Here is a 19423-nt window from a genome sequence, read left to right as displayed (position 1 = left end):
TCAGTAATCCCCATACCAAGTTATGGGGATTTTTTCTATGGACTTTATTTGCCCACTTTTTATGCCATTCCGTATCTGTATAAAGGTAAAACGCTTCCATTTTAAAAGTTAATATTTTTTTGAACAAAACTGTTTACAAACGTGCTAAGCGTATTTATAATACCCGATTGTGACGAATTATTTGTCGTAAAAACACGCATTAACATTTTTACGTAAGGGGGCTTTCTGATGCTGAAAAAAGTCTGGTCTTTTTTGCTGATGAATTTAGGAGCGTTTGCCGTAGCGACCAATGTGCATTTCTTTCTTTCACCAAATGATCTTGCCACTGGAGGTGTCAGTGGGCTCTCGATCGTCTTAGATAAAGTGGTACCAGGATTATCGCTTGGTATCATCATGATCATATTGAATATCATATTATTTGTAGTCGGACTTATTTTCCTTGGATTTCAATTTGGAGCGAAAACGATCTATGCAAGCTTTGCTTTGTCCTTCATGGTTTGGGGACTTGAAGTGTATGCTCCGATGGAACAGGCATTGAGTGATGACATCCTGATCCAGCTGATCATCGGTCAGATCATTGCGGCGTCAGGAATGGCGCTTGTATTCCACCAGGGTGCATCTACAGGAGGTACGGACATACTGGCAATGATCCTGAACAAGTACTTCTCGATCGATGTCGGCAAAGGGGTCCTGTTCTCAGACATTGCCATCGCTGCATCTTCGATCTTCCTGTTTGGACCGACCGTCGGGATGTATGCATTCTTTGGTGTCATTCTGAATGGAATAGTCATTGATTATGCACTTCAGCAGTTCGATGATAATAAAGAGATCGTCATCATCAGTAAAGAAAGCGATGAAGTGCGCAGTTTTATTGTAGAGCAGCTCGGTAAGGGAGCGACGATCCACACTGCACGCGGCGCTTTTAATTATGAAGATAAGGAAGTTATTACAACGATATTGGGCCGGAAAGATTTCACACGATTGAAGAAATATATTTCCGCTGTCGATCAAACAGCATTCATCACTGTCCATTCGATGAATGAAATATTAGGGCAAAATTTTAAACGATTAGCTTAATGTGAGAAAGGTGTGCCGAATGTGGCACACCTTTTTCTATGGAAAGAAACTTTCTGCGACTGCAATCAAGTGTGCTTTCGAATAATCATGATCTCCATCCAACAATTGGAGTTCATAGCTGACACCTTCAGATGACCAAATGAGTGTTTTACCATCATCGGATTCGATATAGGACCCGGTCTTGTTTCCAATTTTTATCCCTTCGTACTTATCCGTGTTTATAGAAGCAACTTCTGCATCCATGATCATTAGTGAGAGTCGGTTTTCCTCCTCGCCAATGAACACGATTTCGATCATGGGGAGGGAGAGGGGAGAATGATAGACTTCGAAGCTGGAGACATCGAACGGGAGTTTATGTGGGAGCTGCATTTGGAAGTTGACGTGCTGAATTTCCTGCTTCAGGGATGTCGGATTGAATTCCTCAAGCTCTGGGATTCGACCTGAACAACCTGTTACTAGAATACTCATCATGATCATTGCACCTATGTACTTGCGCATCAACATCCTCCTCTGCTGGAAGTCTTTCTAAGTAATCTACGAAAACAGAGCCTAATTTAGAACGGAACTATAGATACCCTACGAATGAAATATATTCATAATTTTGAAAATTTGTTATAATGAATCCATCCTGAGCGTATGCTCAATAGATTTTGGGAGGGGATGTTCGAATGGAACGAGAAGAATTGATTGCACCTCAAAAATATAATGTAGTAATGGAATTCGAAAAACATGCGAAAGACCCGAACCGAAAAGCGATCCTTTGGGAAGATGAACAGGGGAACAAGGCGGAGATTACATACGCTGATCTGATGAAAAACGCAAATAAAATTGGAAACGCTTTCTTGGAAAGTGGTCTTAAGCGTGGAGATAAAGTACTCGTCATGATACCGCGCCTGATTGAAGCATATGGAGTATATATTGCAGCATTGAAAGCAGGGTTGGTAGTCATCCCAAGCTCAGAAATGCTGAGAAAGAAGGACCTTCAGTACCGAATCTCTCATGGAGAAGTGAGAGGTGTCATCAGCTATTCCCCGTTTGCAGAGCAGTTTGATGGAATTGAAGAAATGAAGTTCTTGAAGATGTTTTCGGTGGGAGGGGCTGTGGAAGGCTGGACCAATCTCGATGAAGTGACAGCGAGTGAAGCTGGTGCAGAATTGGAACTAGCAGAAACAGATCGCGATGACATGGCATTTTTGTCTTATACTTCTGGCACAACCGGCAACCCTAAAGGTGTCGTGCACACTCATGGCTGGGGATTTGCTCATTTGAAAACTGCAGCAAGCAGCTGGCTGAGCATTGAAGAAGGCGACACAGTATGGGCAACTGCAGGTCCAGGATGGCAGAAATGGATTTGGAGTCCGTTCTTATCCGTGCTCGGCTCTGGAGCGACAGGACTGGTCTATCAAGGTAAATTTGAACCGAAGACCTATCTAGGTCTCTTGGAACGTTATACAGTGAATGTGCTTTGCTGTACGCCGACAGAATATCGTCTGATGGCAAAAGTGGACAACCTGGCAGACTATAAGCTGCCTGCGCTTCACAGTGCAGTATCAGCAGGCGAGCCATTGAACAGGGAAGTCATAGACACATTCCAGAAACATTTCAACGTTACAGTTCGCGATGGATATGGTCAAACAGAAAACACTTTGCTTGTAGGGATCATGAAAGACCTGGAAGTCCGCCCAGGTTCCATGGGGAAACCAACTCCTGGTAACAAGGTTGCAATCATTGATGAGCTCGGTGAACCTGTACTGCCTGGAGAAGTCGGTGATATTGCCGTCCACCTTGATACGCCTGCACTTTTCAAAGAATACTATAAGGACCCTGAACGTACCAAGATGTCTTACAGGGGAGATTATTACGTGACCGGTGATCAGGCATCGATGGATGAAGATGGGTACTTCTGGTTTGAAGGACGGAGTGATGATATTATCATCAGTTCCGGTTACACGATTGGACCATTCGAAGTGGAGGATGCCCTAGTAAAGCACCCTGACGTACAGGAATGTGCGGTGGTTGCAAGTCCCGATGAAGTGAGGGGACACATCGTCAAAGCCTTCGTCGTCCTGAAGGAAGGGAAGCAAGGTGACGAAGTACTGGTGAAAGAATTGCAGGAGCATGTGAAAGAGTTGACAGCTCCTTATAAGTACCCTCGAAAAATCGAGTTTTTATCCGATTTACCGAAGACGACCTCTGGAAAGATCCGAAGGGTAGAGCTTCGTCAAAAAGAAGTACAACCGAAATGATACAGATTGTACTGGGCAGCCGAGCATTTGATGCTTGGCTGCCTTTCTTAAAGGAATAAAGTATAAGAAAACACTAAGGCTTTCGCTATAAGTACATTGCGACAAGCCAAGTTTTTCTAATGTTGAGGGGGAGTAAAATAACTGGTCCTAAAGCTTCTTCCATGTGTTAAAATTGAATTGCAATCAAAAGGGGGAGAAATGGATGAAGAAAGCAGCGAAATCCATTGCATTGATTCTTGTGTTAGGAATGGCGGTAGCGTTCATCCCACTTGAGGTGAAAAGTCCAGAGCCGGAGAAGGAAGAAGAAGCTGTACTGCACGGTTCTTTCGAATTCAACGTATAAACTGAATAATGCAGTTTTATTCTTTTACATAGAAAGGTGTCGAATCGATGATACGGGAAGCAGGATTGGAAGACGCGGCTGAACTCGCACGTCTGATAACCTTACTAGGTTACCCGACTTCACCAGAAGAAATGGCATCGAGGTTTGCGAAGATTCACATGAAGCCTGACTATCAGACATATGTATATGAAGAGGACGAGCGGTTGGTCGGTATGATCGGAATGATCCACAGTTTTCATTATGAGAAAAACGATACGTACATCCGCGTTGTTGCTGCAGTCGTTGAAGCAGACAGAAGAGGGAAAGGGATCGGGAAATCTCTCTTCATGCACGCCATGCGATGGGGACATCGTAAAGGAGCGAAGGCGATTGTACTCAACAGCGGGAATCGAAAAGAGCGGCAGGAGACCCATGAAATTTATCGCAAATGGGGATTCGAAGGAGCTGCAACTGGTTTTTATAAAAAAATCACCACCCAGGATCTTGGCTTAAAGTAATCAAGATTAAGTTAAGGTTAAATTGTCTTTATCTATATTTTTTTTAGAGATGGTCAATGCTATAATAAGATGGCTATTATTCAGACGCGCGGGGTGAGCACGTGAACAATCGATTTATCCACCTCTTCAATATTGCAGTAGGAGTACTGCTTGTGGTTGAAGGAGGCATGTATATATTCATGAATAACAAAGAAGGTGGCTTCCATCTTCGGAGTATCCTTGTAACTGCACTGCTTTTACTGGCGTGGGGGATGTCTTATATCAAACAGGTGAAAAGTGACAATAAGACGTCCTGGTTGATTGTGACGATCATCATCATGATTCCGATGATTCTGCCTTGGGTATTTTTCATTTAAGTAAGATAACAAACCGGCAAAGTGCTTGGTTTGTTATTTTTTTGTCTTTTTGGCTCCTTTTGTCGAGGAATAGGGTATGACTAATACTAGTGTAATACCGTTGAAAAAATAGACGAAAGGATGAGAGTATGTGCGTACACGAATCATCGATTGGCCGACTTTTATTGGAGCATTCCTTTTACTGGTAGGAGTAACAATTCCATTAGTACTCTTCCCGGATGCAGGGAAAGAGTTTGTGGATAAGGCGAACGCATTGATGACTGGTAATTTTGGTGTTTTATATCTAGTCATGGGACTTATCGTGTTTTTCTTTTTAATCTACGTAGCGTTCAGTGCTAATGGGCATGTCAAACTTGGAGCAGAAGACGAAAAGCCTGAATTCAATACATTTTCATGGGCAGCCATGCTGTTTGCTGCCGGAATCGGTTCAAGCATTCTGTATTGGGCTGTCATTGAGTGGGCCTATTATTATCAAGGGCCACCTTTCGGACTTGAGCCTGAGTCAAAAGAAGCGATCCAATGGTCCACCGCATATGGAATCTTCCATTGGGGACCAATTGCTTGGGCAATCTACACCTTACCGGCATTGCCAATTGCTTATTTCTATTATGTCAGGAAAAAACCTGTACTAAAAATCAGTGAAGCGTGCCGCCCTGTTTTGGGACGGGCAGTAGATGGTCCGATCGGGAACATCATTGATATCCTGTTCATGTTCGGTCTGCTTGGAGGTGCCGGAACAACCCTCGCTTTAGGTACACCGATGATTGCAGAGGGGATAAGTGAATTGACCGGGATTGGAGTCAATTTAGGCTTGCAGACCTTCATTCTAATTTTATGTACAACCATCTTCGCCATCAGTGCTTATTCAGGACTGAAAAAAGGGATAAAAATACTCAGTGATATCAACTTGTGGCTGGCGTTATTTCTATTGGGCTTTGTATTTCTGCTTGGCCCTACCAGATTCATTACTGAAACAACTACAAATAGCTTGGGTATTCTTCTCGACAACTTCTTTAAAATGGCAACATGGACAGAGCCGTTTGGTAATTTCGCTCAATTCGAAGAAACGGAATTTCCAGAGACATGGACAGTTTTTTACTGGGCATGGTGGTTGGTCTATGCACCCTTCGTTGGATTGTTTGTCGCGCGCATTTCACGAGGGAGAACGATTCGCCAAATGATTCTTGGTACGATGATCTATGGGACGCTTGGATGTGTCCTCTTCTTCGGAATCATGGGCAATTTCGGACTTTATTTGCAGCTGTCCGGAAGTTATGATGTGATCGGTTTCATGAATGAAAATGGAGCACCGGCTACGATCATCCAAATCATCAATCAGCTTCCATTAGCGAAGTTCATGGTACTTATTTTTACAGTACTCGCCATCATCTTCTTGGCAACGACCTTTGATTCGAGTTCTTATATCCTGTCTGCTGTGGTTCAAAAAGAAGTGGAAGGAGAACCGCTCAGGTGGAATCGGTTGTTCTGGGCATTTGCACTATGCCTTCTTCCGCTAGTACTAATGTTCCTCGGTGGATTAGGCACGTTGCAGACAGCCAGTATCGTCGGAGGCTTCCCGCTTATTATTATCATGTTCCTGCTGGCATGGTCTTTCATGAAAGCATCCACCCAGGATATCGTGGCTTCTGAAGGTTATGAGGAAAAAACGATTCACATCAATCGAAAAAGGATCCTCGAAAAATTGAGAAGAAAAAAGCAGGATTCGGATAAAAACGATTAATTGATATAAATGGGAATCCCAACACCTGATTATTCACCTTGAATAGAAAAAACCTCTGCACAATAAGTGCAGAGGTGAAGGTTAAAACATATAAATTGTAATGTATAGGATACCTGCCAACAAAGAAGAGCCTCCAATTCCATACAAGAAATCTTCACGGCCAAAACTGATTCTCGTTTTCATGGTGCGATACCTCCTAAGTATAATCGTACAAAAAATGTTATGAGAACCAACAAATCATAGAATAGCTGCTATGTTAATCACATTCCCTCGATGTAATGAGATTGAAACCTGAATGAAATGATTTTAAGTAAAATGGTTCTTTTGAAGTGTCCTCTACTTATTAGACGTAATTTGTCGTGAAAAAGTTTCATCCACTTCCCTTTGAATAAATGCTTTACATAGGCGGAAAGATGGAGTTGGAACATCCTCACACATTAAAGTTTGAAATATTATTGCTTTTCCAGAATAATGTTAAGTGTGGAGGGGATTTGAATGGGGTTTAAAGTCATAGCAAAAAATTCAAGTGATACCATAATTGATTTCATGAGCAGCGGTGTTAATGAAGAACTGACATTCCACACGATGGAAGAAGCAGAAACATTCATCGAAGATATGAAAAGTCAGGGAGGACTTCAAGCTTCCTACCACTACTCAATTGAGGAAGTATAATAGATTATTTAAGCTGAGGAGTGAAATGCTCATGGAAAGGTTGAATGAAGAGGAGAAGGCACAGGGGCTGGCAAAACTGGACGGATGGAAGCTGGAAGATGAAAAGTGGATCACGAAGAAGTATCGATTCAAAGCTTACCTTTCAGGTATCGAGTTCGTCAATCAGGTTGCCGCCTATTCTGAAGATATCCAACACCACCCATTCATCAGCATCGATTATAAATTGGTGACGCTGAGGTTGACTTCCTGGCGGGCAAAAGGTCTGACTGACTTGGATTTGACCTGCGCGAAGCAGTATGATTCCTTCTATGACCAAATCATCAAAGAGTAACAATTTCATATACTCACATAATGAAATCGTATATATAAGAAACGCATGCAGCACTTGTGGCTGCATGCGTTTTATTCTTATTGAATGAGAAATCAACTGGCCTTATGATCTTTTCTTTCGATTTCACCGTAATTGAGCTGATCAATCATTTTGTCTGCCTGCACAGGTTTCTTCGTCATGAAGCTAACTACTACCGTTGCAAGTGCAGCAACGAGGAAGCCGGGAACTGCTTCATACGTAATTCCGAAAAGAAGGTCTGCAGACAACTGTTTCATATCTGGCAGAAAGCTGAATGTCCATTCCGGCTGCTTCTTCACTAAAATGACCGTGAGAAGACCGAAGATCATTCCTGCCAGTACACCAGGTCCTGTCGTACGTTTCCAATAGAAAGTCAAAAGCAGTACAGGTCCAAAACAAGCCCCTAACCCGCCGAATGCAAACAATACCATCCAGAAAACGAATTCCTGAGCTGAAAACGCGAGCCATACAGACAATGCCATGATTACTACAATGGAAAGGCGGCTGTAAAGAACGAGCTTTTTCTGTGGGATGTCTTTTTCTTTTGCAAACAGTTTATCGAAAATGTCTCTTACTGCTGCACTTGCTCCTACAAGCAACTGACTGTCAGCACTGGACATGATTGCTGCCAGGACAGCTACAAGCAGGATCCCCATGAAGAATGGGTTGAGCAATTCTTCCCCGAGTGAGGTGAAGAGCGCCTCAGAGTTGGCATTTGGAAGCGCATCGACAGATTCGAAGAATGCACGCCCAGATAGACCGACCCATATTGCACCCCATCCCATGATTACGTTCCATACGGTTCCGATCATTGCCGCCTGACGCATCTCTTTGACATTTTTCAGCGACATGTAGCGTACAAGGATATGAGGATTACCAGGACTTCCTAGTGCAATTCCCAACAACCCTGCAATAGCACCGAAGCCGAACAGCCAAAGGTTAGTGAATCCGCCGCCTTCAGATGCTAATGCATCGATGATTGGTCCGATACCACCGAGCTCAATGATGGCGATAATCGGCAAAACGACGAGTGACAAAAACATGAAACATGCTTGAAGCACATCCGTTTTACTTACCGCATGGAATCCGCCAAGCATCGTATAAAGTAAAATGATGGCAGCTGTCAGCCACATTCCGTTCGTCACCGAGATTCCCAGGCTGGAAGAAAAGGCAGTTCCTCCGCCAACAATCTGACTTCCTACATAGGCAACCATGAAGAAAATGATGATGATGGAAGAAGTGATACGAAGCAGCTTCAGACGATCACCATAGCGATTTTCCAAAATATCCGGAATCGTAATACTGTCCGTTTGTTCACTAAAGATCCGGAAGCGTCTTGCAACATAGAAGAACATGAACACTTCCATCGTTATGTACCCGGTAATTGCCCAGACTGCGTTCAGTCCAGTAGCAAACGCCGTACCCGTCACACCTAAAACCAGCCACGAACTTCGTCCTGAACTGACGGCACTCAATGCTACAGTGAATTTATTAAGATTACGTCCCGCCAGGAAAAAGTCAGTAAGTCCACCTGCACTTTTTCTGGAACTCATCGCTCCGATTACAATCAGGATGAGGAGGTATAAGATCAGGATTCCTACCGTTAATGGGTGAGCATTCATTCATGATCCCCCGCTTTCTTTCCTGTGTGGATGTAGGCTGCCACACCGAGCCCAATGATGCCGATCGGGATGATGAACAATCCCAAAATCATGTCGAATGTCATACAATAAACTCCTTTTCTGTAATTTTGTAGTGCAGCATCATTTTAACAAAATTTTCAGAAAATTGTTAGCGTTTTCTGTCCCTTTTTACAACATGTAAAAAATATATGGAATGTAGTTAGAAAAAAAGTCCATACCACTTATAGGTGGTATGGACAGGATGGTTCAATTTACTTCGATGATTTCTTCTTTGTGACCGTGGATTTCTTCGTTTTCATAGTGGACGTTAACTGTATAAGTACCTGCGGATGGGAAGGTGTAGTTCCCTGTGAATTCTCCATCCTTCGTCCGCTCCGCATCGACGAATAGGTGCTTTTCCAGCTGGTCTGAAGAAATTTCAAATTGAACATTCACATCATTGAAGGGTTGATCGTCCTTATTAAGGTGAACCATCAATTCATTCTCTTCGCCAGCTTTCCAATCTTTATCAGATACGAAGTGGGCGGCTACCTCACCTTCATAAGAATGACCTTCATCATCTCCGTGCGAATGCTCCTCATCTTCTTGATCATGCGAATGTCCTTCTTCGCTACTTGCTTGTGTATCAGCTTCCGGATCCTTCACTTCAAACTCTTTTTTTGGCATGACGTGCATATCTCTCGCCTGGGTATGAGCATAAAGAGAGTACGTGCCGGCGTCTGTGAAAGTGTGTTGGATCTCGTAAATCCCTTTTCCTTTTGACTCGGCGTCGATCTTCTGGTGCTCTTCTTCTGTAGCGCCATCGCGCCAAATTTCGAATTCGACGTACTCGGCGTCATTCACTTTTTCATCCCCTAGGGTGACTTCTGCCTGGAACGTCACTTCTTCGCCCACTTCGATTGCTTCAGGAATGCTCACTTTCGTATCGATCATTTCCACATTGTCGGCGCTCTCTTTATCATCATCCGAGCCGCAGGCAGTAAGGATAAGCAACAATGCAGTTAAGGACACAAATAGTAGTTTCTTTTTCATTATGATAGCTCCTTTGAGTGTTCGGCTGTATTTACAATTATAGGTTATCATGTTCATTGTACGAAAAACTATGACTCATAGGGGCTATACCTGTGACGACTTTATGAATTAACTTTCGATCCAACGATTTTCATACGCAAGTCTGGTAAGTTCGACCCGACTTTTGACATGGAGCTTGCGATGGATATTCTTCAGATGATTTTTCACTGTGTACTCCGAAATGTGAAGATGAGTGGATATCTGCTTATTGGTGGCACCGGAAGCAGCCAGTTTCATAACTTCCTCTTCTCTTGATGTCAATGGCGGACGTGTGGCTCCGGCGGTGTTCCCTAAAAGTGTGGAAAGGGTCTGGTCGACAAGGCCTTTAGAAAAGCTTTTCGTTTCTTCCATTACCGCATCCATATAACTCTTCCAATCGATAGGGGTGACATTCTTCAAAAGGTATCCCTGTGCACCCTCTTTTAAAGCTTCAAATAAATGGACACTATCATCTGAAACTGTAAGGATGATGATTTTGATTGATGGGAACGCTGCTTTGATCTCTCGAGTGGATTTCAACCCGTCCATCCGTGGCATGTTGATATCCATTAAAATCAGGTCGGGTTCCAGCGACTCAGCCATTATGATGGCTTCTTTTCCATCAAGGGCTTCACCGATGATTTCATAGGTGTCAAACGTGCTTAATATCTCTCTGATTGCTTCCCTGGCATCGGCATGATCGTCTGCAATCAATACTTTGTAGACTTTTTCCATATCAATGTTTCACCTCGACTTTTACAATCGTTCGATCATCGCTTCTTTTTATTTGCAAGTGCCATCCCATCTGCTGCGCCCGTTCGTTCATTATATCAAGCCCGTAATGTGTATCTTCGGGTGAGTATTCATAAGGGTCATCTCCATCATCCGAAACAGTGTACCTCCATCCAGATTCGTCGGGAGAAGCTTCGATTACGATGTGAGTTACATCGGTGGCATGCTTGATGATATTCGTCAGCGCTTCTCTAATGATGAAATAGGTTTGCACTTTTTCTTCCATTGACCATTCCTCATCATTCAATTCCCAGTTGATATCGATCGTGGCATCCGGAAGCTCTGCCTGCACTCGTTCAACTAGTTCTTTCAATGTCGTGTGCCAGCTGTGAATGATTGGATTGGGCTTTCTGAGCTGTTTGATGGATTGGCGGACATTTTTTTGGATATTTTGCATCGCTTGTTTCAGGTGAGTGATTTGTTTTCTGTTATCGTCATTGGTTTCTCGCTCCAGACGATCGATTTTCACACCAAGTAAAAATAAAGATTGGGAGATCGAATCATGTAACTCGCTCGAAATGGCTTGACGTTCCTCCATGATCGCTTTTTTCATCTTTTCTTCTTCGAGTTCTTCACGCTGTTTCTCCATAAGCTTGAATAGTTGACGGTTTATGACAAGAGAAATGACTAACAATAGTATAGGAGTCAGAACGTTTCCAGTGTTCATTGAAATGATCGAAAGGAGGAACTCATGTCGGATATATTCCCACAAGCCGATCATCACGGCTGGTCCGACAAGGATGAGCCATTTGATCTGTTTATATGTCATGGAAGACCACCTCATTTGCATCTAGTTTACTTCAAAAGTCGAGGATGACAAACCTACAATTATTGTATAACATTGGAGAATTATGTGTTATACTAGACAAGTTGAATAATTTTTCAGTGATGAAAAGAGGAGCGTGTGCTTGATGCAACACAGAAATGATATTCGTAATATTGCAATCATCGCCCACGTTGACCACGGAAAAACTACCCTTGTAGACCAGATGCTTCGCTATTCTGGAACATTCCGTGACAACGAACATGTCGATGAGCGTGCAATGGATTCTAATGACTTGGAAAAAGAGCGTGGTATTACGATTCTAGCAAAAAATACTGCGATTAATTATAACGATACACGAATCAACATCATGGATACACCTGGTCACGCAGACTTCGGTGGTGAAGTAGAACGTATTCTGAAAATGGTAGACGGTGTTTTGCTTGTCGTTGATGCGTATGAGGGCTGTATGCCACAGACTCGTTTCGTATTGAAAAAGGCGTTGGAGCAAAAGCTGACACCGGTTGTCGTGTTGAACAAAATCGACCGTCCGAGTGCCCGTCCGGAAGAGGTTGTCGATGAGGTCCTTGACCTGTTCATCGAACTAGGTGCGGATGACGAACAGTTGGAATTCCCGGTTGTCTATGCATCTGCATTGAACGGAACTTCCAGTGAAGAGCCAGAGTTGGAAACACAGCAGGAAACAATGGATCCAATCTTCCAGACAATCATGGATAACATTCCAGCACCTGTAGATAACTCAGTAGAACCACTGCAGTTCCAGGTGACATTGCTTGATTACAACGAGTACCTTGGGCGTGTAGGAATCGGTCGTGTCTTCCGAGGCAGCATCAAGGTTGGCCAATCCGTCGTTCTCATGAAGAAAGATGGATCTGTGAAGAACTTCCGCGTTTCGAAGATGTTTGGTTTCATCGGTTTGAAGCGGGTGGAAATCCAGGAAGCGAAGTCAGGTGACATCGTCGCTCTGGCAGGACTTGAGGATATCAACGTCGGTGAGACTGTTTGTCCTCCGGATCATCAGGAAGCAATGGAAATCCCACGTATTGATGAACCGACCTTGGAAATGACGTTCCTTGTGAACAACAGTCCGTTTGCAGGCCGTGAAGGTAAATATGTAACCTCTCGTCAGATTGAAGAACGTTTGATGACACAGTTGGAAACAGATGTGAGTCTTCGTGTAACACCGACATCTTCACCGGATGTCTGGACCGTTGCAGGACGCGGAGAACTTCACCTGTCCATCCTTGTTGAAAACATGCGTCGTGAAGGCTTTGAATTGCAGCTTTCCAAACCGAAAGTAATCTTGAAAGAAGTAGACGGAGTGACTTGCGAGCCGGTAGAACGCGTACAGATTGATGTCCCTGAAGAGTACCAGGGTGCTGTCATGGAATCAATCGGAATGCGTAAAGGTGAAATGCAGGATATGGTCAACGACGGAAATGGTCAAGTACGTCTTGAGTTCATCGTTCCTTCCCGTGGACTGATCGGATACTCTACCGAGTTCCTATCCCAGACACGTGGTTACGGAATTTTGAACCATACTTTCGATGGCTATGCACCATTGACTCAAGGCCAGGTCGGGGGACGTCGTCAGGGTGTGCTAGTTTCCCTTGATAAAGGAAAATCATCCACTTACGGCATCATGAACCTGGAGGATCGTGGTACGATTTTCGTTGAGCCTGGTACAGAAGTGTACGAAGGAATGATCGTCGGAGAACACAACCGTGAGAATGACCTTACCGTCAATATCACGAAAGAAAAGCACCTGACGAATATTCGTTCTGCAAACAAAGACCAGACAGCTACGATCAAGAAGACTCGGAAGATGACGCTTGAGGAAGCGATCGAATATTTGGACGATGACGAGTACTGTGAAGTAACTCCGGAATCAATCCGAATTCGTAAGAAAATCCTTAACAAGAACGAACGTGAAAAAGAAGCGAAGAAGAAAAAACTTCAGAACGCTGAAAAATAATTACTGTTCAGAAATCCGCGGGGGAGCCCGCGGATTTTTTTATTTAGGTTAAAGACTTTCTAACATGACCAGAATTCCGCTAACATAGAAGTAATAGATAGATGGAAGGAAGTGTGACGAATGAAAGTTGGAGTCCTGAACGAAATTACCCGCCATCCGGTCAAATCGATGACAGGAGAGGTCGTCACGTCTACCCATGTAATGCCGTATGGCCTATATGGGGACCGCAGTCATGCAATCAAAGATTTATCAAGAACAGATAAATATCTGACGATTACTCAATTTCAAAAGCTCGCCAAGTACCGGGCTGAATTTACCGGTGACGAGTCAATGGAGAAGTATCCACCGGTGAAAGTGACTACTCCTTCCGGTGAAAAAGTCATGTGGGAGGGGCAAGCGTGGTTGAAGGAAATTGAGACTCAGTCGAAACGTTCCCTTTCGAAGGTACAGTATGAGCCGCGACATGTCCCACTTGGAGCGATAGAGGAAGAGCATGTATTGATTGTGACGGATGCTTCAATTGAAAAGCTGAAAGATATCTGGGGACAGGAAGCGGATCATCGCAGGTTCCGTCCGAATCTACTTATATCGCTGGAGAAAAAAGAACCCTTCATTGAGGATGCATGGTTCGGAAAGACGCTTCGGATCGGAGATGAAGTGGAGCTGCAAGTGTTGCGCCACTGTGAACGCTGCATGATCATCACAGTCGATCCCGAAAATGCCGAACGTGACCCGGAACTTTTGAAAAAAATCGTTGAAAGAAGGAACAATCACTTCGGCGTTTATGCGAAGGTGCTGAAGACCGGGAAGATTCACGCCGGAGACGAGGTTGATTTGGTTGATGCGGAGTGATTGGAATAACTTTCCCCGTTTATCGCACAACTTCTGTGTTTATTTAAACAAGTTTGAGAGTTTTTTAAACAACTTTTGCACTTTATCGAACAAGTAGGCTGTTTTTTTACACAAACAACCGCTCAGGCAATAGAGGTCACCCTTCTGCCTGAGCGGTTTCTTTTTCCTGCTGCTGATCTTTGATCAATTTGGATATGTACACGAATCCAAGCATCGCAATCCCGGTCATTCCCCAACTGAATACTTGCCTGGCAATCAGCGCCTGATCAAAGGCTTCTACGCCATAACGTTGGATGAGCCATGTTTTGATAAGTGCGAGTCCGATGCTTCTGAGAGCAAAGCCAAAGGTCACGAGCTTAAAGATGAACAGAATCTTTTTCTGGTAGAATATTTTCTTCATTTCCTTACGGTCAGCGCCTTGCAATTCTACCAGATCCAGAGAAAAATAAAGAAAAATCGGCCGGTTGACTAGAATGGTCAGCAGATAGAAAGCCGCCATCGCATAAGCATAGTACACGTTGTTCCATAGCATTTGCATTGCAGAACCTGCAAGCACATCTACCAGCGTACCGATTATCAATGATCCGAGAAGAAACATCCCGAACAGGTTCACTTTTTTCACTAAGTAGAAACGGTAGAAGCTGTACAGGATTCCAGGTACAGTCGAAAGCAGCATTGCATAATAATCGCCTATGTATTCCCTGAGCATGTTCCACACGATCAGCGGGATGATGGCATAGCATAGCACATCCCACAGAACTATATTCTTCTGCATCACGCTTCCCTCCTTATATTTAGACTAACATAATATGGAAAAGTGTGAATGCTCTTGTTACGTGCACGCCCCGCGTAGATGTTATTTGTACAAATAAGAGTAGTATTTAAACAAAACGAGAGGTTATTTAAGCAAAGTAGCTGGTTTATAATACAAATCCGCTCCCTTATTTAACAAAACTACCAAGTTATTATACAAACATGAAGTTCCCCACCGCCCACATGCAAGAATCATAGTTTCGACAATTTTTTTGTAAAAAATTGAAACGTATCTGGTACTTATCTCGTATTAATGAGGAAAGCAAGTTTATGGAGGTGTTTTAATGGCTGAAGCTGCTATGCAGTTGAAGAATGTTAAGAAGCGGATTCGAAACAAGGAGATCATCAAGGGCCTTGATTTCAGTATATATCCAGGGGAAGTCTTCGGTTTTCTTGGGCCGAACGGAGCGGGTAAAACGACTACGATCCGTATGATGGTCGGACTGATGGAACTTTCTGAAGGCGATGTATTGATTGAAGGGAAAAGTGTGAGGAAAGATTTCAAAGGTGCGATCCAGCATGTCGGGGGAATCGTCGAAAACCCGGAAATGTATCCGTTCCTCAGTGGATGGAAGAACTTGATGCATTTCGCAAGAATGGTTCCTGGTGTTACGAAAGAGCGTGTACAGGAAGTTGTCGACCTCGTTGGTCTGAATAAAAGGATCAAAGAAAAGGTGTCCAAGTATTCCTTAGGTATGCGTCAGCGTCTTGGGATTGCTCAGGCGTTGCTGCACAGCCCATCGATCTTAATTCTTGATGAGCCGACAAACGGTTTGGATCCATCCGGAATCCGTGAAATCCGCCATTACATAAGGAAGTTAGCAGAAGAGGAAGGCGTGGCAGTCATCGTTTCCAGTCACATCCTTTCTGAAATGGAACTGATGTGTGATCGGATCGGTGTCATCAAGGAAGGCGAACTGGTGACGATCCAGACCGTCGCAGATGCTACCGAACAATCGGAACTTAAAGAGGTTTACCTTGAAGTGGATCCAATTGATCAGGCGATGACATCCCTACAAGGTCTGCTTGAAACGGAAGTGAAACAGCAGGAAAATAAACTGATCGTGTCAGCACGCAGAGAAGAAATTCCTCGCTTGCTGAAGCAGTTGGTGGAGAGCGGTATTTCCATATATGAAGTGAACGTCCATCGCTCCACATTGGAAGATAAATTTTTGGACTTGATTGGAGAGGGAGCAATTGAATAATTTTTTCCAACTTGTACGTAATGAACAGATGAAATTGTATTCGAAAGTCTCCACTTGGGTGATGGTTGGTCTGCTTGCGCTTTTCGTCATCGGTTTTGGTGCCGTCATGAAATTCACAGGAGATTTCACCGCACCTCCTACAGGAGATAATTGGAGAGAAGAATTACAACAGCAGAACGAACAATATAAAAAGGATATGGAAGAAGTGCCTGAGTTCAGCCAAGGGTTTATCGCTGAACAGTATGAACTGAATGAATACAGGCTGGAAAACGATATCGAACCTGCGGGCTACAATGCATGGAAATTCGTTCAGGAAAACCGCGCCAACATTTCCTTCGTGAGTTTGTTCATCATTATCGTTGCAGCTGGTATCATTGCGAATGAATTCAAATGGGGAACCATAAAATTATTATTGATCCGTCCGATATCAAGGACGAAGATCTTATTCGCCAAATATGTGTCGGTACTGACATTTGCGCTGACGTTGTTATTGTCGGTAATTGTTTTGTCGTTCATCGTAGGTGCCATCTTATTTGGACTTGAAAATGCTGGGCAGCCATTCCTGTACTATCAGGATGAAACAGTGAAAGAGGTTCCTGTCGTTCAGCATATCTTAACGCAGTATGGCTTAAGTTCTGTCAATTTGTTGATGATGGCTACTTTTGCATTCATGATTTCAGCTATTTTCCGTAACAGTTCGTTATCCATCGGGTTGGCAATTTTCCTGATGTTTGCCGGAAGTTCAATCGTTGCGTTTTTCTCTGATTACAGTTGGGCGAAGTTCATTCTGTTTGCAAACACAGATTTGTACCAGCACGTGTACAGCACGCCTATGATTGATGATTTAACCTTGACGTTTTCGGTAATTGTGTTGTGTGTGTATTTTATTTTGTTCATGGCGGCGTCGTGGCTGGCATTTACGAAACGTGATATTGTTAATACTTAATTAGGGGAGGAATAGATTATGAAACGTACAGTAGAAATCGTTCTAACTATTATCGGGGTAGTTTTATTTGCTGCATCTGCAGCAATCGGTGGATGGTTGTTAAGTCAAAAGGATAATCCAGAGTTCCGTCAAGGGTTGGAAGAAGGTTTGAATCAGCCAGGTACAGATACCGGAGGAATGAATGCGGATCAGATTCTTGAAATGTTGAGTAACGGTGTCCAAACGTTCATCATCATTACCGTAATTGCCACTATTCTTGGTATCCTGGCAGTCATGCTATTGAAAGGTGATAAAAAACCGAAGACCGCTGGTGCCATCCTGCTTGTAACGTCCGTTCTAGCAGCAATCATCACTTTAGGTGTCGGTGTGTTCCCTGCGTTGTTCTACTTCATTGCAGGTATCGTCGCACTTGTCCGTCGTAAAAAAGTCGTTTATGATGATTGATCATGACATAATAGAACCCCCGCCGAATCGGCGGGGGTTTCTTATTTCACTTGATCCTGATCCCATTTGTAAGAATAGAAACGTTCTTTCGTCACCCACTTCAGGGCTTCCGGGTCATCCACCTTCAATCCTTCTTCAATCATCTCCAATATCCTTGCTGTTTGGGATATATGTGCCCGCATCGCATCGAGTTTTCGCTCTCTAACCGATTCGATATCATAAACGACGTCCGGCTTCCCGAGTTCTTCCAGTGTATTATTCGCAAATGCAAGACAGTGGAGCTTTGGACGTTCACTCTCATCCATTTCTCTCACCGCGCGAACAACTGCTCTGGCCGTCGCTTCATGATCCGGGTGCACGGCATAGCCAGGATAGAACGTGATGATCAGCGAAGGGTCCAATTCCTTGATCAAATCTCTTACCAGTTGGGTCATTTTTTCGTCATCTTCGAATTCGAGTGTTTTATCACGTAATCCCATCATCCGTAGATCTTCGATTCCCATTGCTTTTGCAGCAAGCTTCAATTCCTCTTTGCGGATAATAGGCAATGTTTCACGGTTGGCGAACTGTGGCTTTCCTAGATTTCGTCCCATTTCACCTAATGTTAAACATGCATAGGTCACAGGTGTGCCCTGGTCGATGAATGAAGAAATCGTGCCTGAAACCCCGAATGCTTCATCATCAGGGTGAGGGAAAATGACCAGCACCTGACGTTCTTTCTGTCCCATGTCTTCCACTCCTTTACATCACACGTATCCATTTATTCTGTAAATCTTATTATTACGTAGTTTGTATCCTTTTTAAAGTGAAATGTTTATGTGTACCAGTAAAAAGGAAAACTACTTCCAGATGTGACGATCATTAAAGAATATGGAAGGGGTAGATCACTTGAATACTAGAATTGAACATTTGGTTTCCTGGATTCAAAAAGAAGTGAAAGATGCCGGAATGAAAGGAGCGCTCGTCGGTGTCAGTGGAGGGATCGATTCAGCCGTGGTTGCGAATCTTATCCAACGCGCATTTCCGGATAATTCACTTGGGGTGGTGCTCCCAATCAACCAGCGAGTGGAAGACCAGGAAGATGCACTGGCTGTCATCGAAGAAGCCGGTCTGAAATATAAAGGCATCGAACTTACGGAAAGTTACAAAACGATCTATAGGGAAATACAGGATCAGTTGAAGGACGAATGGAATGAAGATGCCGAGCAGTTGAATGGGGCCAACCTTCAGGCAAGGCTACGGATGAGTACGTTATATTCCGTTGCAGCGAATTACAACTACTTGGTCGTCGGTACCGATAATGCTGCAGAACATCATACTGGTTACTTTACGAAGTATGGTGATGGTGGTGTCGACCTTGTCCCACTGATTCATATGACAAAAGGTGAAGTAAGGGAAATGGCGCGTTACCTTGGTGTACCATCACAAGTCGTTGAGAAGAATCCAAGTGCCGAACTATGGGAAGGACAATCGGATGAAGAAGAGATGGGTGTCTCCTACGACACCATCGATGCTTACCTGAAGGGAGAAGATATCCCTCAGGAAGACAAGAAGAAAATCGATGAGATGCATGCACGGACGAAGCATAAACGCTTGACACCAGCGGAACCACCAGAGTTCGAGTAATCACGGGGGGAT

General features: G+C 43.8%; 21 protein-coding genes. 14 read left to right on the top strand and 7 right to left on the bottom strand.

Translation table 11 applies throughout. The annotated features are described in order from the left end of the window. Positions 1-228 precede the first annotated feature (228 nt). Positions 229-1077 carry a YitT family protein gene (locus ACFQ2J_RS16280; RefSeq protein WP_386062990.1) on the top strand — a complete coding sequence of 283 codons (849 nt, stop codon included), beginning with the start codon at positions 229-231 and terminating at the stop codon, positions 1075-1077. 36 nt (positions 1078-1113) lie between these two features. Here ACFQ2J_RS16280 and ACFQ2J_RS16275 read toward each other — a convergent pair whose 3' ends face one another. Beyond that, the gene (locus ACFQ2J_RS16275; protein WP_386062987.1) at positions 1114-1575 is read right to left on the bottom strand and encodes a DUF4367 domain-containing protein; all 462 of its coding nucleotides are present in this window, start codon (positions 1573-1575) and stop codon (positions 1114-1116) included. A 170-nt stretch (positions 1576-1745) separates the two neighbouring features. On the opposite strand from ACFQ2J_RS16275, the gene mbcS reads away from it, so the two are divergent. The 7 genes from mbcS to ACFQ2J_RS16240 all read left to right on the top strand — a co-directional run bounded on the left by mbcS (position 1746) and on the right by ACFQ2J_RS16240 (position 7263). Next, positions 1746-3323 (top strand): acyl-CoA synthetase MbcS, encoded by a 1578-nt coding sequence (mbcS, locus tag ACFQ2J_RS16270; protein ID WP_386062984.1) that lies wholly within the window; start codon positions 1746-1748, stop codon positions 3321-3323. Between the two features lie 202 nt (positions 3324-3525). After that, positions 3526-3666 carry a hypothetical protein gene (locus ACFQ2J_RS16265; RefSeq protein ID WP_386062981.1) on the top strand — a complete coding sequence of 47 codons (141 nt, stop codon included), beginning with the start codon at positions 3526-3528 and terminating at the stop codon, positions 3664-3666. Positions 3667-3713: 47 nt separating this feature from the next. Then, the gene (locus ACFQ2J_RS16260; protein ID WP_386062978.1) at positions 3714-4163 is read left to right on the top strand and encodes a GNAT family N-acetyltransferase; all 450 of its coding nucleotides are present in this window, start codon (positions 3714-3716) and stop codon (positions 4161-4163) included. Positions 4164-4264: 101 nt separating this feature from the next. After that, positions 4265-4519, top strand: a complete 255-nt coding sequence (locus ACFQ2J_RS16255; protein WP_386062975.1) for a hypothetical protein — start codon at positions 4265-4267, stop codon at positions 4517-4519. A gap of 130 nt (positions 4520-4649) precedes the next feature. After that, positions 4650-6260: a BCCT family transporter gene (locus ACFQ2J_RS16250; RefSeq protein WP_386062972.1), complete on the top strand. Its 1611-nt coding sequence runs from the start codon at positions 4650-4652 to the stop codon at positions 6258-6260. A gap of 495 nt (positions 6261-6755) precedes the next feature. After that, the gene (locus ACFQ2J_RS16245; RefSeq protein ID WP_386062970.1) at positions 6756-6932 is read left to right on the top strand and encodes a hypothetical protein; all 177 of its coding nucleotides are present in this window, start codon (positions 6756-6758) and stop codon (positions 6930-6932) included. Positions 6933-6963: 31 nt separating this feature from the next. After that, complete coding sequence (locus ACFQ2J_RS16240) at positions 6964-7263, top strand: 4a-hydroxytetrahydrobiopterin dehydratase (RefSeq protein WP_386062967.1); 300 nt, start codon at positions 6964-6966, stop codon at positions 7261-7263. Between the two features lie 92 nt (positions 7264-7355). On the opposite strand, the gene ACFQ2J_RS16235 is transcribed toward ACFQ2J_RS16240, so the two are convergent. The 4 genes from ACFQ2J_RS16235 to ACFQ2J_RS16220 all read right to left on the bottom strand — a co-directional run bounded on the left by ACFQ2J_RS16235 (position 7356) and on the right by ACFQ2J_RS16220 (position 11535). Beyond that, entirely contained in the window at positions 7356-8903 is a 1548-nt protein-coding gene (locus ACFQ2J_RS16235) for a sodium/proline symporter (RefSeq protein ID WP_386062964.1), read from the bottom strand. Between the two features lie 267 nt (positions 8904-9170). Continuing rightward, positions 9171-9956, bottom strand: coding sequence for a FixH family protein (locus tag ACFQ2J_RS16230; protein ID WP_386062961.1), 786 nt, complete (start codon positions 9954-9956; stop codon positions 9171-9173). A 108-nt stretch (positions 9957-10064) separates the two neighbouring features. Then, entirely contained in the window at positions 10065-10709 is a 645-nt protein-coding gene (locus tag ACFQ2J_RS16225; protein WP_386062958.1) for a response regulator, read from the bottom strand. Position 10710: 1 nt separating this feature from the next. Next, a complete protein-coding gene (locus ACFQ2J_RS16220; RefSeq protein ID WP_386062957.1) occupies positions 10711-11535 on the bottom strand; it encodes a sensor histidine kinase in 825 nt (274 codons plus the stop codon). Positions 11536-11677: 142 nt separating this feature from the next. Here ACFQ2J_RS16220 and typA point away from each other — a divergent pair, with 142 nt between their 5' ends. Beyond that, positions 11678-13525: a translational GTPase TypA gene (gene typA / locus ACFQ2J_RS16215; protein WP_386062956.1), complete on the top strand. Its 1848-nt coding sequence runs from the start codon at positions 11678-11680 to the stop codon at positions 13523-13525. 120 nt (positions 13526-13645) lie between these two features. Next, on the top strand, positions 13646-14377 hold the full coding sequence (locus ACFQ2J_RS16210) for an MOSC domain-containing protein (protein ID WP_386062954.1): 732 nt from the start codon (positions 13646-13648) through the stop codon (positions 14375-14377). A gap of 136 nt (positions 14378-14513) precedes the next feature. Here the strand turns inward: ACFQ2J_RS16210 and ACFQ2J_RS16205 are convergent, their stop codons facing one another. Beyond that, positions 14514-15152: a VC0807 family protein gene (locus tag ACFQ2J_RS16205; RefSeq protein ID WP_386062951.1), complete on the bottom strand. Its 639-nt coding sequence runs from the start codon at positions 15150-15152 to the stop codon at positions 14514-14516. A 322-nt stretch (positions 15153-15474) separates the two neighbouring features. On the opposite strand from ACFQ2J_RS16205, the gene ACFQ2J_RS16200 reads away from it, so the two are divergent. From ACFQ2J_RS16200 to ACFQ2J_RS16190, 3 genes are read left to right on the top strand one after another with little or no spacing between them, the layout of a single operon-like run. Next, positions 15475-16395, top strand: a complete 921-nt coding sequence (locus ACFQ2J_RS16200) for an ABC transporter ATP-binding protein (protein ID WP_386062948.1) — start codon at positions 15475-15477, stop codon at positions 16393-16395. Next, the gene (locus ACFQ2J_RS16195) at positions 16388-17341 is read left to right on the top strand and encodes an ABC transporter permease (RefSeq protein WP_386062945.1); all 954 of its coding nucleotides are present in this window, start codon (positions 16388-16390) and stop codon (positions 17339-17341) included. Before ACFQ2J_RS16200 ends, ACFQ2J_RS16195 begins: the two co-directional genes overlap by 8 nt. An 18-nt stretch (positions 17342-17359) precedes the next feature. Continuing rightward, positions 17360-17785: a DUF4064 domain-containing protein gene (locus ACFQ2J_RS16190; RefSeq protein ID WP_386062942.1), complete on the top strand. Its 426-nt coding sequence runs from the start codon at positions 17360-17362 to the stop codon at positions 17783-17785. A 41-nt stretch (positions 17786-17826) separates the two neighbouring features. Here the strand turns inward: ACFQ2J_RS16190 and bshB2 are convergent, their stop codons facing one another. Next, complete coding sequence (bshB2, locus tag ACFQ2J_RS16185; RefSeq protein WP_386062940.1) at positions 17827-18513, bottom strand: bacillithiol biosynthesis deacetylase BshB2; 687 nt, start codon at positions 18511-18513, stop codon at positions 17827-17829. A gap of 160 nt (positions 18514-18673) precedes the next feature. Here bshB2 and nadE point away from each other — a divergent pair, with 160 nt between their 5' ends. Further along, complete coding sequence (gene nadE, locus ACFQ2J_RS16180) at positions 18674-19411, top strand: NAD(+) synthase (RefSeq protein WP_386062938.1); 738 nt, start codon at positions 18674-18676, stop codon at positions 19409-19411. The last annotated feature ends 12 nt before the right edge of the window (positions 19412-19423 follow it).

The sequence above is a fragment of the Thalassobacillus hwangdonensis genome, assembly GCF_042675915.1.
GTDB lineage: Bacteria > Bacillota > Bacilli > Bacillales > Halobacillaceae > Thalassobacillus_A > Thalassobacillus_A hwangdonensis.
Note: the sequence above shows the minus strand (reverse complement) of the source record. Positions and strands in the feature narration are given on the sequence as shown.

What these genes read in the sequence shown, in the direction of transcription:
- ACFQ2J_RS16230 (WP_386062961.1), bottom strand. Translation starts at nt 9,956, where the DNA reads ATGAAAAAGAAACTACTATTTGTGTCCTTAACTGCATTGTTGCTTATC.
- mbcS (WP_386062984.1), top strand. Translation starts at nt 1,746, where the DNA reads ATGGAACGAGAAGAATTGATTGCACCTCAAAAATATAATGTAGTAATG.
- ACFQ2J_RS16235 (WP_386062964.1), bottom strand. Translation starts at nt 8,903, where the DNA reads ATGAATGCTCACCCATTAACGGTAGGAATCCTGATCTTATACCTCCTC.
- typA (WP_386062956.1), top strand. Translation starts at nt 11,678, where the DNA reads ATGCAACACAGAAATGATATTCGTAATATTGCAATCATCGCCCACGTT.
- bshB2 (WP_386062940.1), bottom strand. Translation starts at nt 18,513, where the DNA reads ATGGGACAGAAAGAACGTCAGGTGCTGGTCATTTTCCCTCACCCTGAT.
- ACFQ2J_RS16245 (WP_386062970.1), top strand. Translation starts at nt 6,756, where the DNA reads ATGGGGTTTAAAGTCATAGCAAAAAATTCAAGTGATACCATAATTGAT.
- ACFQ2J_RS16265 (WP_386062981.1), top strand. Translation starts at nt 3,526, where the DNA reads ATGAAGAAAGCAGCGAAATCCATTGCATTGATTCTTGTGTTAGGAATG.
- ACFQ2J_RS16280 (WP_386062990.1), top strand. Translation starts at nt 229, where the DNA reads ATGCTGAAAAAAGTCTGGTCTTTTTTGCTGATGAATTTAGGAGCGTTT.
- ACFQ2J_RS16275 (WP_386062987.1), bottom strand. Translation starts at nt 1,575, where the DNA reads ATGCGCAAGTACATAGGTGCAATGATCATGATGAGTATTCTAGTAACA.
- ACFQ2J_RS16260 (WP_386062978.1), top strand. Translation starts at nt 3,714, where the DNA reads ATGATACGGGAAGCAGGATTGGAAGACGCGGCTGAACTCGCACGTCTG.
- ACFQ2J_RS16240 (WP_386062967.1), top strand. Translation starts at nt 6,964, where the DNA reads ATGGAAAGGTTGAATGAAGAGGAGAAGGCACAGGGGCTGGCAAAACTG.
- ACFQ2J_RS16220 (WP_386062957.1), bottom strand. Translation starts at nt 11,535, where the DNA reads ATGACATATAAACAGATCAAATGGCTCATCCTTGTCGGACCAGCCGTG.
- ACFQ2J_RS16225 (WP_386062958.1), bottom strand. Translation starts at nt 10,709, where the DNA reads ATGGAAAAAGTCTACAAAGTATTGATTGCAGACGATCATGCCGATGCC.
- ACFQ2J_RS16200 (WP_386062948.1), top strand. Translation starts at nt 15,475, where the DNA reads ATGGCTGAAGCTGCTATGCAGTTGAAGAATGTTAAGAAGCGGATTCGA.
- ACFQ2J_RS16190 (WP_386062942.1), top strand. Translation starts at nt 17,360, where the DNA reads ATGAAACGTACAGTAGAAATCGTTCTAACTATTATCGGGGTAGTTTTA.
- ACFQ2J_RS16210 (WP_386062954.1), top strand. Translation starts at nt 13,646, where the DNA reads ATGAAAGTTGGAGTCCTGAACGAAATTACCCGCCATCCGGTCAAATCG.
- ACFQ2J_RS16205 (WP_386062951.1), bottom strand. Translation starts at nt 15,152, where the DNA reads ATGCAGAAGAATATAGTTCTGTGGGATGTGCTATGCTATGCCATCATC.